This is a genomic window from Pseudoalteromonas fuliginea, from assembly GCF_000690055.1.
Lineage (GTDB): Bacteria > Pseudomonadota > Gammaproteobacteria > Enterobacterales > Alteromonadaceae > Pseudoalteromonas > Pseudoalteromonas fuliginea.
In genome coordinates this window covers 1-17,383 of record NZ_JJNZ01000037.1, presented here as the reverse complement: position 1 = coordinate 17,383, position 17,383 = coordinate 1, and the positions used below count along the sequence as shown (strand labels likewise).

General features: G+C 37.8%; 19 protein-coding genes. 4 read left to right on the top strand and 15 right to left on the bottom strand.

Features of this window, described 5'->3' with window-relative positions:
- Positions 1-23: 23 nt before the first annotated feature.
- From DC53_RS22155 to DC53_RS08985, 4 genes are all read right to left on the bottom strand, one after another.
- Entirely contained in the window at positions 24-179 is a 156-nt protein-coding gene (locus DC53_RS22155) for a hypothetical protein (RefSeq protein WP_007378674.1), read from the bottom strand.
- A 302-nt stretch (positions 180-481) separates the two neighbouring features.
- Positions 482-769 carry a putative quinol monooxygenase gene (locus tag DC53_RS08975; protein WP_007378673.1) on the bottom strand — a complete coding sequence of 96 codons (288 nt, stop codon included), beginning with the start codon at positions 767-769 and terminating at the stop codon, positions 482-484.
- A gap of 79 nt (positions 770-848) precedes the next feature.
- Positions 849-1,664, bottom strand: a complete 816-nt coding sequence (gene dkgB / locus DC53_RS08980; protein ID WP_033030131.1) for a 2,5-didehydrogluconate reductase DkgB — start codon at positions 1,662-1,664, stop codon at positions 849-851.
- A 416-nt stretch (positions 1,665-2,080) separates the two neighbouring features.
- A complete protein-coding gene (locus DC53_RS08985) occupies positions 2,081-3,253 on the bottom strand; it encodes an MFS transporter (protein ID WP_007378866.1) in 1,173 nt (390 codons plus the stop codon).
- A gap of 116 nt (positions 3,254-3,369) precedes the next feature.
- Between DC53_RS08985 and DC53_RS08990 the strand changes: the two genes are divergently transcribed.
- Positions 3,370-4,257: a LysR family transcriptional regulator gene (locus DC53_RS08990; protein ID WP_007378867.1), complete on the top strand. Its 888-nt coding sequence runs from the start codon at positions 3,370-3,372 to the stop codon at positions 4,255-4,257.
- A 32-nt stretch (positions 4,258-4,289) separates the two neighbouring features.
- Here DC53_RS08990 and DC53_RS08995 read toward each other — a convergent pair whose 3' ends face one another.
- Positions 4,290-4,586 carry a hypothetical protein gene (locus DC53_RS08995; RefSeq protein ID WP_007378868.1) on the bottom strand — a complete coding sequence of 99 codons (297 nt, stop codon included), beginning with the start codon at positions 4,584-4,586 and terminating at the stop codon, positions 4,290-4,292.
- Positions 4,587-4,769: 183 nt separating this feature from the next.
- Complete coding sequence (locus DC53_RS09000; RefSeq protein ID WP_007378869.1) at positions 4,770-5,039, bottom strand: hypothetical protein; 270 nt, start codon at positions 5,037-5,039, stop codon at positions 4,770-4,772.
- 239 nt (positions 5,040-5,278) lie between these two features.
- Between DC53_RS09000 and DC53_RS09005 the strand changes: the two genes are divergently transcribed.
- Together DC53_RS09005 and ykgO are read left to right on the top strand one after the other, a co-directional pair.
- Positions 5,279-5,545, top strand: a complete 267-nt coding sequence (locus DC53_RS09005; protein WP_033030128.1) for a type B 50S ribosomal protein L31 — start codon at positions 5,279-5,281, stop codon at positions 5,543-5,545.
- Positions 5,545-5,679 (top strand): type B 50S ribosomal protein L36, encoded by a 135-nt coding sequence (gene ykgO / locus DC53_RS09010; protein ID WP_033030127.1) that lies wholly within the window; start codon positions 5,545-5,547, stop codon positions 5,677-5,679. Before DC53_RS09005 ends, ykgO begins: the two co-directional genes overlap by 1 nt.
- 63 nt (positions 5,680-5,742) lie before the next feature.
- Here the strand turns inward: ykgO and DC53_RS09015 are convergent, their stop codons facing one another.
- The 8 genes from DC53_RS09015 to DC53_RS09050 form a co-directional block, all read right to left on the bottom strand.
- Entirely contained in the window at positions 5,743-6,129 is a 387-nt protein-coding gene (locus tag DC53_RS09015) for an OsmC family protein (protein WP_033030125.1), read from the bottom strand.
- A gap of 72 nt (positions 6,130-6,201) precedes the next feature.
- Entirely contained in the window at positions 6,202-6,591 is a 390-nt protein-coding gene (locus tag DC53_RS09020; RefSeq protein ID WP_033030122.1) for a cytochrome b562, read from the bottom strand.
- A gap of 135 nt (positions 6,592-6,726) precedes the next feature.
- The gene (locus DC53_RS09025; protein WP_033030120.1) at positions 6,727-8,505 is read right to left on the bottom strand and encodes a sugar phosphorylase; all 1,779 of its coding nucleotides are present in this window, start codon (positions 8,503-8,505) and stop codon (positions 6,727-6,729) included.
- Between the two features lie 39 nt (positions 8,506-8,544).
- On the bottom strand, positions 8,545-9,777 hold the full coding sequence (locus DC53_RS09030; RefSeq protein ID WP_008137237.1) for a glycosyltransferase family protein: 1,233 nt from the start codon (positions 9,775-9,777) through the stop codon (positions 8,545-8,547).
- A complete protein-coding gene (locus DC53_RS09035; protein ID WP_033030119.1) occupies positions 9,770-11,515 on the bottom strand; it encodes an HAD-IIB family hydrolase in 1,746 nt (581 codons plus the stop codon). The genes DC53_RS09030 and DC53_RS09035 overlap by 8 nt, the downstream gene beginning before the upstream one ends.
- A gap of 145 nt (positions 11,516-11,660) precedes the next feature.
- A complete protein-coding gene (locus DC53_RS09040; protein ID WP_007378877.1) occupies positions 11,661-12,899 on the bottom strand; it encodes a uracil-xanthine permease family protein in 1,239 nt (412 codons plus the stop codon).
- 9 nt (positions 12,900-12,908) lie between these two features.
- Positions 12,909-13,538, bottom strand: a complete 630-nt coding sequence (gene upp / locus DC53_RS09045) for a uracil phosphoribosyltransferase (protein WP_007378878.1) — start codon at positions 13,536-13,538, stop codon at positions 12,909-12,911.
- A gap of 146 nt (positions 13,539-13,684) precedes the next feature.
- On the bottom strand, positions 13,685-14,641 hold the full coding sequence (locus DC53_RS09050; protein ID WP_007378879.1) for a phosphotransferase: 957 nt from the start codon (positions 14,639-14,641) through the stop codon (positions 13,685-13,687).
- 569 nt (positions 14,642-15,210) lie between these two features.
- Here DC53_RS09050 and DC53_RS09055 point away from each other — a divergent pair.
- Positions 15,211-16,095: a hypothetical protein gene (locus tag DC53_RS09055; protein ID WP_033030117.1), complete on the top strand. Its 885-nt coding sequence runs from the start codon at positions 15,211-15,213 to the stop codon at positions 16,093-16,095.
- A gap of 541 nt (positions 16,096-16,636) precedes the next feature.
- Here DC53_RS09055 and DC53_RS09065 read toward each other — a convergent pair.
- The coding region (locus DC53_RS09065; RefSeq protein ID WP_033030115.1) for a hypothetical protein at positions 16,637-17,383 on the bottom strand (747 nt) is incomplete at its 5' end.

The window sequence follows — 17,383 nt, the reverse complement described above, 5'->3', positions numbered from 1 at the left end:
TTATATTCCTAATTTTTAACTTATTAGCTACTTGATTTGCTTACTAAAACTGAAAGCTCTTTACCATCAATATTAATACTTGCTTCTTTGCCTAGTTCAACAACTAAAGAGGGAGCCATGTGCTTTCCACCTAGCTTCATGTCAGTTGCTAAGCTAACAGAAGAATCATCAATTTGCATTAGTAAGAGCAAAACCATATGAATTATCAACTAAAACAGGTGGGCCAAGTAGATTTTCTATTATCATAAAATTTGGCGTTCACTACAAAACTATCTTAGATTTCGACACACTACGAATTCATAAAAAGAGTCCTATTAGGTTGCATTGATATATTGGGGAAGTTGAGTATTTTAGAGGCAGGTTAGAGTGAAAAAATAAAAAGGTGATGTAAGTTAACAGCACCTATTTGAGTATTTACTTTATTACATGTAATTTAGCTAAGTATTTTAATACATACCATAATAAGCACTATAAAAATAATTTAACCAATTGATTTATATACATCGATACTACTATTGGTTAAAAGCCCAGTAACTTGCATACCAAACGCTTTAAAGTGTGGCTCGTTTTTATGCGCTTCAAAGTGTTCGTCAGACGCCCACTGTTCGCTAACAACGTAATCGGTATGTTCATCATCACTTTTTACCGATAGTTCATAACGTAAGCACCCTACTTCTTGGCGCGATGACTTTTGTAAGTTTTCAAGTGCTGTAAGCATCACATCTGCATCAATATTTTTGCACGACAGTGCCGCTATAACCGTTAACATGTGTATTCCTTTTTAAAAGTTAAGGTGTAGATAATCTACACCTTAAAATATTTAGTTTAACTTTGCGTTTGAGGTAAGTTTACTGATCCCACTGCGTCGCAAAGTCTGGTGTTGCTTGGCGGTCGCCACAGTCTAGGCCATCAATGCGGGCTATGTCTTCATCATCTAATTTAACGTGGTCGTTAAAGTTATCTTCTAAATTTTTGCGCTTAGTTGATGATGGAATTGTCGTCATACCGCTGGCGTTAACCCATGCTAAAACAACTTGTGCTGGACTTGCATCGTGCTTTTTAGCAATGTCGATAATGGTTTGATCTTTAAGTACTTTGCCTACTACAAATGGCATGTACGCCGTTACGTGTATATCGTGCTGAGCACAAAACGCACGCAATCTAGTATTAGTTAAATATGGGTGAACCTCAACCTGATTGGTAAATATTTCACGCGAGTCGAGTGTTTGCATTGCTTCATTTAAGTTTGCAATGGTGAAGTTTGATACACCAATGTGCTTAGTTAAACCAAGCTGCTTCGCTTTTAGTAATTCAGTGAGGTATTCACTCATTGGCTCGTCGTTAGCAGGCGATGGCCAATGAATTAGCAGTAAGTCGACCGAATCAACTTGTAGCTTTTCAAGTGACTTTTTAACGCTTGGAATAAAGTCGCTTTTATTTAATTTGTTATTCCATACTTTGGTAGTTAAAAATATTTCACTGCGCGGAATATTACTGTCTTTTATGGCTTGACCTACTTGCTCTTCGTTGCCATAAATTTGTGCGGTATCAATATGGCGAAACCCAACTTCGAGCGCCATTTTTACTGAGTTATAGGCCGTGTCGCCCTCTAAGCGGAATGTTCCCATACCTAGTTCTGGCATTTCTATTACACGTTTTGTCATGGTTTATCCTTATAAAATAATCGGTTAAAAACAAGCTCTTTTAAAGCTTTACGAAATACACCTTTTACTTCTTATTGCGACTGTCACTTAAAAATCTATGACCTTATAACAGGTATGAGGTCATTAATTTTAGTTTCAAGGTTAGGGTCTGTTAATCTTTAGAGATTACGTTTGCAGCAGTGTATTTGGTATTTAGGCAAGGCAGAGCCTATGCAGTGTGGTTGCTCCACATAAGTAGGCGATAACGCAGCATAAATGCCAAATACGCGCTGCCTGTAGGTTCTTCCTAGGGTGGATTTACTCTTTGTCCCTCGATTTTTACTTAGCCCACTAGGTTACAAACCTCGCTCCGTGATTAAATCCTCCCTAGATTGAACAAATTTAATCCTAAAAGGTCAACAGACCCTGCTAAGACTTTATGCTTGCTGAATTTCACGTTTATCAAGCATACCGCTGTAGCGTGTAACACCGAGTGCTAAAACAGAGATAACAGCGCCTATCCATGCTGTGTCTTGCAGGGTCATGCTCTCTACTACGCTACCACCAATAATTGAGCCAAGTGCAATACCAATATTAAATGCGGCTATGTTTAAACCTGATGCAACATCTACCGCATTTGGCGTGTGCTTTTGTGCTTGCTTTACTACATAAAGTTGCAAGCCTGGCACATTACCAAAAGCAAATGCGCCCCAGACTAAAATAGTAAGTACAGCAGCAATTTTTGATTCCATCGTAAAAGTAAATATCAGTAAAATAATACTCAAAGCGCTGAATATAATGCTCAGTGCGCTAATTGGGCCGCGTTTGTCGGCCATCTTTCCACCCCAAATATTACCTACCGCTACCGATACGCCGTAAACAAGCATTATTAAGGCAATAGCCGAAGGCGCAAAGCCTGTTTGTTGCTCTAAAATAGGTGCTAAATAAGTAAACGCTGTAAACGTGCCGCCGTAGCCCAATATCGTCATTAAATACACGAGTAATAAACGCGGTTTTACGATTACTTGTAGTTGCTCTTTAAACGTGGCTGGTATTGATTGTTTTAAGTTTTTTGGCACTAAAATAGAGCTGCCGATTAATGCAATTAAACCTAATACCGACACAACTAAAAACGTTGCACGCCAACCAAAGTGTTGTCCAATCCATGTACCCAGTGGCACACCAGTTACGAGTGCTACAGTAAGCCCGGTAAACATAATGGCAATTGCACTGGCTTCTTTGTCTTTGCTTACTAGACTTGTGGCAATCATCGATCCGATTGAAAAAAACACACCATGGGCAAGCCCCGTTAAAATGCGCGCAAGTATTAATGTTTCGTAACTTGGCGCTTGCCAAGCAAGCAAGTTACCCAATACAAACAAGCCCATTAAGCTTATTAAGACCACTTTACGATTCCAACGACCCGTTAAAGCTGTTAGCACCGGTGCACCAATAGCAACGCCAACCGCATATAAACTTACAAGCAAACCCGCTGAAGGTAGGCTTACGCCTAAGTCGTTTGCAATAGTTGGTACTAACCCCACTATTACAAACTCAGTTGTTCCTATTGCAAATGCGCTTAAGGTAAGCGCCCACAAAGCCAATGGCATAGTTATATCCTCATTAATATATGAAGAATATAGTTTGGCTAAAATATCGTTTGCAAAAAATAGCATTAGTGACAAAATACTTTTGTTAATAATGCAAAGATGGTGTTGGTATATTTATGGCTGTTCATTCAAGAACTGAAGATTTAGAAACGTTTATAACGGTAGTCGATTGCGGAAGCTTTTCGGGGGCGGCTAATTTGCTCGATCAACAAGTGGCTAAAGTGTCGCGAGCTGTATCACGCCTTGAAAATACACTGCAATGCACTTTGCTAAACAGAACAACACGCCGATTAGAGCTTACTGAAGAAGGCCATACTTTTATAAAATATGCGCGCGAAGGATTAAATACGCTTTATACCGGTGAAGAAGCCATAAAGCTTTTAAAACAAGCGCCAAGTGGCAAGCTGCGAATAGATGCGGCAAGCCCTTTTGTATTGCACCAACTTACGCCTTTAATTGGCGAATTTGCTAAGCAATACCCGCACATAACGCTTGATATAACCTCGCACGATAGCATTATTGATTTACTTGAACATAAAACCGACCTAGCCATACGCATTGGTGATTTAAAGGACTCAAACCTACATGCTCGTAAGTTAGGCCATAGTAAACTGCGTATAGTCGCAAGCCCTGAGTATTTAAAAAGTAACCCTAAAATTAATGCTATAAATGATTTAACCAGCCATAAATTAATTGGTTTTACCGACTCACCTAAACTTAATAGCTGGCCGTTAATTCAACCTTTAAAACTAAGCTATTCGCTGAGCGCGAGTAGCGGAGAGACAGTACGACAATTATGTTTAGTAGGGCAAGGCATTGCTTTACTCTCGGATTTTATGATTGGAAATGACATAAATGAAAAGCGACTTATTGAATTACTACCCAATGCGGTTATGAGGCCAAATAATCGTGAAATTATACAAGCGGTTTATTATAAAAACAGCGCAGTTTCGTCTCGTATTGTCGCTTTTTTAGATTTTATAAAACCAAAACTAACTTTGTGATCTTTTAAAATAGAAATAATAAAGGTAATAAATTAATCATCGAGTGTTATTTGATAACCAACATAAATAACCATGGCTCTCATCCTCATCTCTCTCCATGATATAAACTGCGTTTGCCTAGTTATGTACGCTTCCCAATCGTTACTAGGAAATAAATTAAATTGTTTTTCATCCGTTATTTCAAAACCGCCTCCGGCCAATAAACTATCAAAATCATTATACTTTGTATGTGAGCTAATAAAGTCAGGTGTCATTAGTTTATTAAGCGGTATTTGATTATCTTTCACTATTGTTTTTATATTATTTACTAACTTATTAATGTCTGCCACTGTTGACTCCTGTTAACTGACTAATTTTAACAAACATTTCTTAAAAACTTGAAATTATTAAACTAATTTAGCTCGGTATAACCAAACTTTAATCAGAGAGTAAATTTATATTAGTCTAATAACGCTTTAATCATAAAGTTAAATTATTCGTATTTAGAGTAAAACTAAGCATCTAAAACAATATTAGTTTTGATGCTCATATTGACCTCGATAAATTTCAAAAACTTTTAATACCGTATGCTGTTCTTTAGATAAATTATCAAACCAATCGTCAAACAATTCATCATTGTCTTGCTCACTGAGTGCCATATATTGTGCCAATAACTCAACAATGTCGTTGTGGTTACAACTTAAAGGATTAAGTTGATGTGCTAAGGCACTATGGTCACGCTCTCTTAGGGTATCCATCACCCCTTGATCTATTTTTTCTTGTTGTTGTACTGCGTCGCTCATACATTACCTCTGTGATCAACTGTAAATGCGGTTTTAACGTTTTTATTAGCTTAAATATAGTTATAACAGCCTAAACGCTAATAGCCAGCATTTTTAATCTAAGTGCTTATTTTTTGATTTATTTGCACAAATAGCCATCAAACTGGTGCTTTTCACTGCTTTTAAAACTATTTGCAAAGCACAAAAAAATGCGTTAAATTAAATGATATATTATCACATATCATTTACTGAGGCGCATTATGAAACCAAATATTCACCCTGACTACCAAGTAGTTGCTTTTCACGACACCGCTGTCGACTCTTATTTTATTATCGGTTCAACAATTAAAACCAATCGCACTGTTGAGGTAGACGGTAAAACTTACCCGTATGTGCCTATTGATGTGTCGAGTGATTCACACCCTTTCTATACAGGTAAGCAAAAAACCGTAACTACAGATGGTCGTGTTGCACAGTTTAATCGTCGATTTAAAGGTGTTTCAACGAGTAAAAAAGAGGAGAAATAATGAAGGTACTTAGCTCACTCAAAAGTGCAAAAAAGCGTGCTGGTTGTCAAATAGTTAAACGCAAAGGCCGTGTATTTGTTATCTGTAAAAGCAACCCTCGCTTTAAAGCCGTTCAAGGGATGAAAAAGAAGTAATCTCAGCGGGGTATTAATGCATAATTAGGTAGCTTATTTAAGCTACCTAATTTTAGGACGTTACTATTTTACAATGACTGAAAATTCAGGCACGGCCTGAATTACTTTTTTAACAGTACACGTATTAACAGCAGCTATAAGGGCTTTTTTATATTTTTCAGGAAAACCCTCTGGTAGGTTAATTTCAATAGTAAATAACTTTTTACCATTGTCATCAACGTTTTCATTGTTTTGCGTTAGCGTCATTCCTTGTGTAGAAATATCACGTTGTTCACAAAACTTTCGTGCGTAAAACCCTGCGCATAGAACCATGCTCACTAAAAAATAGTCAAAAGGTTCAGGGTGTTCGGCACTCCCACCCGCAGCAATACTTTGATCGCTTATCACTTCTAAATCGCCAAATTTTGCACTTTGCTTTTGGCCTTCTAACATTGAAACTGAAATTTCCATTGTTATTCCTTATATAACCTAAATGTCGGTTAAAATATTTACTAATACATAATTTTTTAGTTTGAGCCTAGATTACGAACCAAACAATAATTCAAAAAAGCCTGGTGGCTCATGTAGTTTGTGATATTTTTTACGTAAATCATCTATATTTTTTAATGATGCTTTCGCCTCTGCGAGCCCTTGTTCATTAGCCGCATTTTTAGCAAGCTCAGCCTGAGTAATTACTTTATCAAGGCCTTGTAATGACTGTTCGGGCTCTTTATAAAATTTGGCTGTTTTACTTACTTTTACCAGCTTAATAAACTTATCGATTGCGATATTAAATTCTACTAGATCAGTTGCTTGTACTGCTTGTTTATAAGCAAGGCCTGTGTTTTTCATGTTTATTTCGAGATCAACAGGCTGATCAGCAAATGCTAATGAGCTAAATAACAATGTGAAAAATATATAAAAAGACTTCATGAACAACCTTACTAAGTTAAAAACCTACAGATTGTATCAAGGATAGAAAAGAAAGTAACTCGGGTAGTGAAATGGCTTAAAACTAACTGTAAAGCCCCTTTACAGTTAGTTTTATATTTAAATCGTTAAAAATATTTACTGCAGGTTGCTCAACCACACGCTTTGATATGGCTCGAGTTCAATATTTAACTGCCCTTCTTCTATTGTGTTTACTGCAACTAAATCGAACCATTGCTGCGTATTAATTAGGTTTAAATCGGCTAGTATTAAGGTTTGTGCTTTATCGCTTATATTATAAACACAAAATATACTTTGCTTTCGATCGATGCTTTGTCGCCAAAAACCAAATAATCCCCCCGCTAAATGCAGCGTAAACTGCGTGGCATTAGGATGAAACGCACTTTGCTTTTTACGTACACCCAATAACGCTTTAATACCGTTAAATACTTTATGATGATGGCTGTATTTTTCACCAATCGCTGCTAACAATTTTGACTCTTGCCAACGATGACGATTAATGGCTCTGTTGTGTTGAGAGTTTTCAAAACGCTCGTAATCGTTTGTTGTGCCAAGTAAACTATGGATATAAAGCCCTGGTATTCCCTCAAGTGCAAACATAATTGCGTGTGCACACATAAACCGTTCAAGGCCAAATTTGTCTGGGCCGTTATGTGTTCCTTGTAGCGCATCGAATAATGCAATGTTTAGCTCATATGGGGTATGTGTGCCGTCATTACTGGTACGCATTGAAACACGCCCACCAAATTGCATCGTTGTGCTTACGAGTGAAGCCACTTCGCTAGGTTCTAATAAACCCTCAATTGGCCTAAGCCCAATTCCGTCATGCGATGCTATAAAGTTAAAGTAGGCTGTGCCGTTTTGCGCCGGCGGCATACTCATCATCCAGTGTTTAAGTGCTGTGCTATCACCACTTAACAAAGTGTGTAGCAATAATGGTGGCAGTGCAAAGTTGTAAATCGCATGCGCTTCATTGGCGTTACCAAAATACGATAGGTTTTCTTGATTTGGGATATTGGTTTCGGTAATTATGACCACACTTGGCTCTACATGCTCAATAAGCGTGCGCATTAGCCTTACGGCTTCATGTGTTTGTGGTAAGTTAATACAATTTGTATTTAGTTGCTTCCATAAAAAAGCAACTGCATCGAGTCTAAATAAGCGCACACCGTTGTCTAAATAATGCCGAATTATGCCCACAAACTCTTTAAGTACATCAGGATTGCCAAAATCAAAATCAACCTGATCGTGACTAAACGTGCACCATACGTGTTTTTCGCCGCTTGGCGTTGTTACGGTATTCAATAACGATGAGGTACGCGGGCGTACAACTTGGCTTAAATCATCAGTTAAGCTTGCCGTTTTAAAGTAATCTTTACCTGGGTGTAAATCGTTTAAAAAATTCTCAAACCATACGCTTCTGCTTGAGCAATGGTTAATAACTAAATCTGCCATTAACTTTACGTCTTTAGCAATATTTTGAATATCTCCCCAATCCCCTAGCGATTCGTTCACTTGCACGTAGTTCATTACCGCAAAGCCTTCGTCTGAGCTGTACGGGTAAAATGGTAATATATGCAGCGCATTAAGTTGCATATCGCATTGATCTTTTATAAATCGGTGTAGTGTTTTGAGCGGAGCTTCCATTGGGCTCGATACCGCAAAATCACTATTATCATGCTTAATAATTGAATCACCATAAGCTATCAATACTATATCTTGTTCATCCCACCTATTTGTATGCGGTGTCGGGTCGCGAAGTGGACTGCTGCCTAAAATAATTTTAATCAATTGCTGAGCAAGCTCAGCAATTGATAAGGGCAGTTCAACATCCTCATAAATTATTCGAAGATGTTGCTCTACCCGCTGTAAAAATAGTTCGTTAACTGTGCTCACATGCGCCCCTTTTATTTTTTAGTTACTTAACCTGAACATTTATTTTTTAGGTTGGCTATATTCTTTGTTATCTAACTCCACTGCTTCTTTTAAGCGCTCAAATACATCTGGCATTGCTGACACAACACGGTTCCAACTTGGTACAAATGGCGCTTCCATTGGGTTATCTAAAAATTGTTGCCCTGCATTCATAATATTTTGTGCAAACATTTCTACTGCTTTTTCTTCTTGATGCACATCAAGCGTTAAGCCATTCATTATTGCATCGTTATGGTAGGTTTCTATAAAATCTAAACCAATACGGTAATACGTTGCTTTGAGTGAGCGAATAGTTTCACTGGTAAAAGTAACGCCTTGTGTTGCTAGCTTTCTAAATAAAGCTTTGGTTATATCAATCGACATCTTAGATAACCCAGCACTTTGATCATCAAGTGATAGTGCTTGGTGTTTGTGATCGTAGTTATCGGCTATATCTACTTGGCACAAACGATTATGTGAATAATTACGATACATTTCACTTAGTACGCCAATTTCTAATCCCCAATCACTTGGGATGCGAATGTCGTTTAATACATCACGTCTGAACGAAAACTCACCTGCTAATGGGTATCTAAATGAGTCCATGTATTCCAAATAGTCGCGGTTACCTAATATAGTTTTGAATGAACGCAGTAGTGGCGTTACTAATAAGCGTGATACACGGCCGTTAATTTTTCCGTTTGCTGTACGCGGGTAAAAGCCTTTACAAAATTCATAGTTAAAACGCGGATGCGCAACGGGGTAAATTAAGCGAGCAAGTAGGCTTCTGTCGTAGGTTAAAATATCGCAATCATGCAGTGCGATAGATTCTACTTCTGCTGTTGCTAGCTTATAACCCATGCAGTACCAAACATTTCGGCCTTTTCCAAGCTCTCTTGGCGCTACGCCTAGCTCTTGTAATTCTTTATCAAGAGCTTGTAAGCGCGGGCCGTCGTTCCAAAGTACTTTGTGGTTTTGATTTAACTCTTTAAAAAAACCAAGTGCGTGGCGATACTGTGCTTCGTCAGCTCTATCTAGGCCAATAGTAATTTGCGATAAATACGGTACTTCACGCAACTCGCTAACTATATTTTGCAGCGCAGGGCCTTCTAACTCGCTAAATAACGATGGTAATATAAGCCCCATTGGACGCTGCTTACTAAACCCGATTAATTCTTTTTCTAGCTCTTCAATTGGTCGGTCAGCTATATTGTGTAATGTAGTAATTACGCCATTTTGATAAAAATCAGCCATGAGATGTTTGCTCCTCAGTAATACTTAAAATACTGTTAATACAAGGTAGTGATGTTATTTCTTCAATCCAACCTAATGGTGCTGGCGATTGTGAATAGCGTGCCTTGTTATGTGACAATTTAACCGGTTTTTTGCTCGCCGGATTTGCAATAATAATGGCAATATTGGCTTGCTCTAACATTTGCTTATCGTTATCGCTATCGCCCAATGCTATGACTGTGAGAGGCTTTCTAAAGTGATGGGTAAACTGCTTAACTAACCACTGCTGTGCTGCGCTTTTATCTGTATTTTTGGCAATGTGAATAAAGCGCCCTCCTACTTTTATGTCGTAACCAAGCGCTTTAACATCTTCGACAAAGGTATTTAGTAAGTCATCATTGCCATACCAATAAAGTGGATCTGAGTAGTCTCGCGTTTGCGCACGCCTTGCTTGTACGTCACTCAACCCTGTTAACTCAGAGATTTGTTCACCGGTTAAGTTACTAAATAATTTGTAATGCGCTTTGTATTTAGAATCGAGCGACTCTAAATCACTTAATAAACGCGACAAAGGCTTAGCTAATGCAAAACACCAATAAGCGCCAACTTTTTTACAACCAATCGGTTTAAGTTCAAAGTAGTGATCGGGTATATAAACTGCAGCGCCATTTTCAACAATAAAAGGCTGTTGGATGTTTAATTCGTTTTTAATTTCAACCACTTCGCAAAATGTTTTACTGGTATTAAACACCACTGGGATATGTGCGTTTTGTAACTGTTGCAATAACACACTCACATTACTGGTGTTGTAATCGCTATGATCGAGTAAAGTGCCATCTAAATCGGTAAAAATAATTGGCTGAAGGGTGTCATCGCTAATTAAATGCATCCCACTTATATCGCGATTACCATCAAGCTCAATCAGTGCGTTTGCTTTACTGCTCAAAGTATTTAAATTTTCGCGTGTAATACGCTCAAAATGAGAAATAAACCACACTAACTGCGCATTAGTCATCGTGCCTGATCCTGCACCTTCTTTAGCAATTAGTTTTTGCTCTTGCTCTTGTCTCCATGTAAATACATCACTAAAGCTTGGCGCTTTAAGCATTACGGTGTAATCAATTTTATTAAAAATTGCTTTATACTCATTGGCTAAACAACTGTTTATACAACGACGCCACACGCCCTCCTTATCATGAAGCTGCTCCAACTCATTAAGCGGTTCACTCAATGAAAATAATGGCTGCGGCTCACTGCCTACACACCATCCTTCTAAAATAACAATATCGACAGGCGTTGAATTAGCTAACCATTCATTTTGAGAAACGCAATCATCAATGTGTTTATTAAAGCGTGGTAATGGCACATTTATATAACCTGCTAATAGCTGCGAAATAGTGCTATTCATCAACTCCGTGTCATGAGTACCTGGTACTCCACGAGTTGCAAATAGTGGATGAACATCCTCAGCAAGTTGTTTACGCGCTTGCTTAGCTAAATAAAAATCGTCAATAGATAATGCGACACTGTTAAGGGATGTGTTTTTAGAAAACCACGTAACTAAAAAATCAGCGAGTGTTGTTTTCCCTGATCCTTGGCATCCATTTATGGCAACAAAAATAGGAGTATTTGTTTTTTTAGATTCGAGGATGTCATGCGCGAGTGGAACAAAGTATTGCTCACTCAAATATTGATACTTTAAAGGCAGTTGGTGCTTTACTAAAAACGGGGTTATATCCACAATATTGGCCTCTGACATAGTAACTCCTTGCATACAATACGTTCTGAAGGAGTAAATGCAGATACTAGACCAATATTTTTTTTGTATATTTTTTAATAGGTTAAAAAAATAGCGCATTTAAAATGCGCTATTATGGTGCAAACTAATTAGTTAATGTTCAAAATTAAGCCTCTACAGGCTCTGCTTTAGGTAATATTAAGTTAAGTACGATACCTAAGATGGCGCATAAACTTACGCCCTCCAAACTAAATTGGCTACCACCAACATGCATTCCTCCAATACCGCACACTAAAATAAGGGCAACAATGCTTAAGTTGCGCGGCGCAGTTAAATCATCTCCCGACTTAACCAGTGTATTTAGGCCAACAACGGCAATAGAACCAAAAAGTAGAATCATAATACCGCCCATTACAGGTACCGGTATTGTTTGCAGCCCAGCCCCCATTTTAGCGATAAACGCTAAAGCAATAGCAATAATGGCCGTCCACATCATTACTTTTGGATTAAAGTTTTTGGTAAGCATTACTGCCCCCGTTACTTCTGAGTAAGTAGTGTTAGGCGGGCCACCAAATAATGACGCGGCTGATGTAGCTAAGCCGTCACCAAACAAAGTACGGTGCAAGCCAGGCTTTTTCAAAAAGTCTTTGTTGGTTACTTGGCTAATCGCCATCATATCGCCAATGTGTTCAATGGCTGGCGCAATAGCCACAGGCACCATAAACAAAATAGCTTGCCATTTAAATTCTGGCCATGTGAAGTTAGGCACAGCGAACCATTGTGCATTACTAACTGCGTCAAATTGCACAACACCTAAAATAAGCGATAAGCCATAACCCGCTACAACCCCTGCCAGAATAGGAATAAGTTTAAATACGCCCCTTCCCCATACTGCAAAAACAAGCGTTACTAATAACGAAAACATCGAAATAAAAATAGCGTTATTGTAATCAATAATTTGAAGACTGCCGTCGCCACTTTTACCCATCGCCATATTTACAGCAACAGGTGCAAGGGCTAAACCAATAACCATAATTACGGGGCCTACAACCACAGGTGGTAAAATTTTATGAAGCGTTGCTACGCCTTTAAATTTTACTAATAAGCTCAACAGCATATATGCAAAACCAGCCGCCATTAAGCCCCCCATTGTCGCGGGCACACCCCACATTTGCACGGCAGCAATAATAGGTGCAATAAAAGCAAATGAAGAGGCTAAAAATATAGGCACTTGACCTTTAGTCACTATCTGAAACAGCAAAGTACCAAACCCTGCTGTAAACAATGCCACACTCGGATCGAGCCCTGTTAATAGCGGCACAAGCACCAATGCACCAAATGCTACAAACAGCATTTGTGCACCCGTTAAAATGGTTTTTATAGAAAATGTGGCGTTATTTTGCACTGAACACTCCTAAACTGTACCGAATATTTTGTCGCCCGCATCACCTAAACCGGGCACTATGTACCCTTTTTCGTTCAGGTGGCTGTCTACTGATGCAGTAAATATTTCTACGTCTGGGTGAGCCTCAAGTGTTTTTGCAACGCCCTCCGGTGCTGCTACAAGTATAATAACTTTAATTTCTTTACAGCCTGCTTTTTTAAGCATGTCGATAGTGGCAATCATTGAGCCACCGGTTGCAAGCATTGGGTCAATTACTAGGCTCAAACGCTCGTCAATATTACCTACTAACTTTTCAAAATAAGGGATTGGCTCTAGCGTTTCTTCGTTACGTTGAAGACCTACAACACTAACCTTAGCGGCTGGTAGTAATTGCATTACACCGTCCATCATACCAAGGCCTGCACGTAAAATAGGCACTACTGTAATTTTTTTACCTTTAATGTGCTGCACATTTAATTTATTGCCGTCCCAACTGGTAATTTCATTATCTTCAAGTGGAAGGTTTTTAGTAGCTTCGTAGGTTAATAATGTGCCTACTTCAGAGCACAGTTCACGAAAGCTTTTAGTGCTAATGCCATATGCGCGCATTAAACCAAGTTTATGTTGAACAAGAGGATGAGTAATAACGTGAATAGCCATGATAAAAACCTACAGAGACAATAATTAGCGGTATTTTATATTAAAAAAGGTCATTTGACCTGTAATTTTAAAGGGATTTTCATATGCTGTGCAAAAATCTATTGCTTTGCTTGATATTTATGCAAGTGGCTAACACAGTCTGTTTATTAAATATTAGCTGCTAACCAGTTATTTACTTGCTTAAGCATATAGCTATTTATTTTTTGATGTTCAGGACTCCAGCCAACTAAAAACCGATAAAAGTCAGCCCATGCCGCAGGCCATAAAACGAGCCAATCGTCAGCTATTTTACCTGCTGGTGCTGTAGGGTGATAAATATTAATAGCAGCCTTTAAATTATCAAAATAGTACACAAGGTAATCCTCAGCCCATTCGTGTAATTGTGCATCACTTAAGCAACTGGTCATAAAATACATTACATCAATTATCCCACTACCTGCACCTATATACTGAAAATCATAACCGAGTATTTTATCGCGCTCATTTGCTGCAAAGTTAGCAAGTTTTGCATCGCCATGAATCAGCGTTTTATACGTACAACTTTGTAGTTCCTCATCTATTTTATGTACAAAATTTTTAATATCGGACTTTTCATTCGCGTTTGTTTTTAATTTATTAAACTCATCTGGCCGCGTACTTAAATGCCAATAATTGCCTTGCCGCCACAAGCCGTCAACAGGTTTGTTTAGGTTAAATGCATGAAAGTGCGCAAGCCACTTTAATATAGCTTTTATATGTTCGCTTTTCGCTTGAGTAAACCCATGCTTGGTAAAGTCTTTAAACACCAGCGCGTATTCATCATCTTTATTAATTGCGCTTATACATTCAATACTTTGCGCATGTACTGGTAAATGCTGGCTATAAAGCTTATAAAAAGTGTATTCAACGCTATAGGAATGCTGCTTTCTTTTAAGTGCAAATTCGCTTTGTTTAATTTTTGGATGGTTTATATAGCTAGGTATTTTAATCGCTTTAATAACACATGCCTCATCATCAAGCTGGCACTGCACAATACTGCCACAGCCACTCCAAAGGGATGTTAACGTATCGCCAATTTCAATGTGCTTAAAATGAGGTTGTAATAAAGGAATGTAAAATGCCATGGTAATATTAAATAATTAAATTTTTTGTAGTTTAACATTAGTGGGCGTTTTTAATAAAACTACTTAATAAAAACCGAACGGTTTAACAAAAATATACATTTCTTTTTGACTGACACCCATCTTAATTTATCTATACAACTTGTTTCTAAAAATGCAAAATTTAGGATGGGCGTCTGGCTTATTTATCTTTGTTTTTTAGCAAGCTTGTGACGCATCATTACTGGGAAATGGGATACATGATAATTAACAAAAGCAAAAACTTAGATGTTTATACATCGGCTCGTCTTGACTTCAAGGGAGCGTCCATATGTGTCATGTTAATTTGTTTTATTAATATTTAGTCAAAGTTAGACATAGCCAAAGTATAACTTGTATAAAGCAATGCAGCGTCTGCTCGGATAACGTGTTCTAGTAACGCCTGTGCTCCTAATTATACTGATGGGCATTGACATAAACTATAAGCCTGACTTAATATCAACTGGCTAAAAATCAAGCAGGAAAGAAGTAAGTTTATTCTACAGGATGCTTACCTCTTTTTTCTAAAGAAACATAAAGCAAAGGAATCGCAAATGAAAGCCGATGGACATATAAAGATATCTGTAGAAGCAATTACTCAAATGCAAAAAAACTGTCAAGTGGAAAGGAAACTCTGTAGCCTTCCAATATTCGTAAATGGGACTTATCAGTGGAGCAACCCCGAAGTTTCAAATCGAGCTGATTTTATCTCTGCATTTATTGCCTACATGGTCAACCTTAGAGCATATAATTTTAACGCTTTCGATCCTAGAAAAAATCTTGCAAGACGAATCGCAGCGGTTGATTTTGATGAAAGTTGGACACATGAAGCTCCAACTGGCCAGCGTTATCACTTCATGAAATCTTCTAATGAAACCGAATATGACTCATATATTAATGGCTGTGTGTTCATTAAGGAGAAGATGGATCGATGGGTGATTGAGTGTAAGCAAAAAGTTAATATTTTAAAACAGCTTCAAAATGATAATGAAAATGTAACTTTTCAAACTAGGAGGTACGGGGTAAAACATTTAGCTTTGGCTTTACACGCATTACAAGATTCATTTTCTCCAGCCCATACAGTAAGAAGTGAAAAAGCTATATATCAAATCAAATGCAGAAAAGAAGCTATGATCAGTGGTGTTGATGCTGCAGAAGCTAACCACCCCCATCCAATCATTAAAATATTTGATTATGATAAGCAGAAACATGGTTCACCAATAGACACAATTACTCCACACTCCAAAGGTGATATACACTCAGGGTCTTTGAATACTAATTCAGGTAAACTAGCTGTAAAAGCAACACAAGAGTTGATTATTTTGGGGTTACAATCGGTTTCTCAAAATAAAGATTCACTAGCTGGTTGGGGAGCATATAAAGCAAAGTGGTTAGCACAAAAAAACCTACCTAGTACGGAAAATTATAAATGTTCATAAGTAAAAGTAAATTAAAACGGATATTGTTTAATAAGATTTCTGGATCTATCTATTGGTTACTCGTATGGCCTTATATTAGTATGATTTTTCAATCCAATTCGCATTATCCTGCCTACCTTAAACCTATAGGTGTGTTTTTTGTTTCTTCAGATTCATCAGCGCCTGAAGGATACTATACAAGTATGTCCTATTTTATCAGTGACATTTTTCCTGCTATATTTTTCTGGGGGATATGGGCGGGAATAGTTATTATATTACCAGCAGCTAAATTTAAAAAAGATTAAAATTATCGCCATTTTAAACTACAGCTAAACTATGAAGCTACTTTAATCAGTTAAAATAGACAGCCACTATAATTAAACAAACAAAACGTTGCCATTAAATTTAATTTGTTGGTTAAGAATTTATCTTTTACTACTCAGTTACTTACATTTCATCCATAAAAAAATTAGCACGCTTAAACCTAAATTCGGCCCATGAAAATAACTGCATGGTGCAGTTGTGATTTATTACTGAATAGTTTTACTGAGTAGTTTAAGTTTTATGCCAATAGCTTTTCGCAGTTACTGATATTCGCTCGCCGCTTTCGCTTTAAGTTTTCACAATAACTTTTTTGTGAGGCTGGCCTGCCTACTGCACCATGAAATACGCGCGTAAATTGGGTTGTAAGCTTTAACCAGTTTTCTAAAGATATATTCACCCTTTCTAATAAAGGCAAGTGTATACTATCAATATAACCGCGTTTGTCTTCTCGTATACAACGTCCAGTTAACTCAACAAGTTCAAGGTACGATTTAAGCTCAAACGGCAGCCCTTTTGCCATAACCTGACGAGACATGCCTGCAAAGCGCAGTAGTTGTTTTGGTTGCTTGCCATCCTTTGCATACGTTAAACGCTGTTTGATGCTGGTATGGTATGACTCCTCTGGGGTGTTAGCCATTTTCGCTCTAATAGGGTTTAAATCGACATACGCCATACAAGCAGCAAGTGCTGCTTCATCTAATAATGCTTGTGATGTGAATCTGCCTTCCCAGAATCTACCTGTGCAGTTATCTTCTTTATTTGCTCTGCGAGCAATGTTTTCATTTAACAACCGCATAAACCAGCTAATACTTGATAGGCGCTCGCGGTAGTCGTTTACTGTTTGATTGAAAAAGATAAGTTCGGCTTTACTTAGCTTTTCACCCTGTATGTATTTTTGCGTAAGTACAGTACCTTTACAGAGCTTATGCCAGCGAATGATAATCGCTTTATCGTTTAATCGATTCGCTTTTTTATCATCAACATA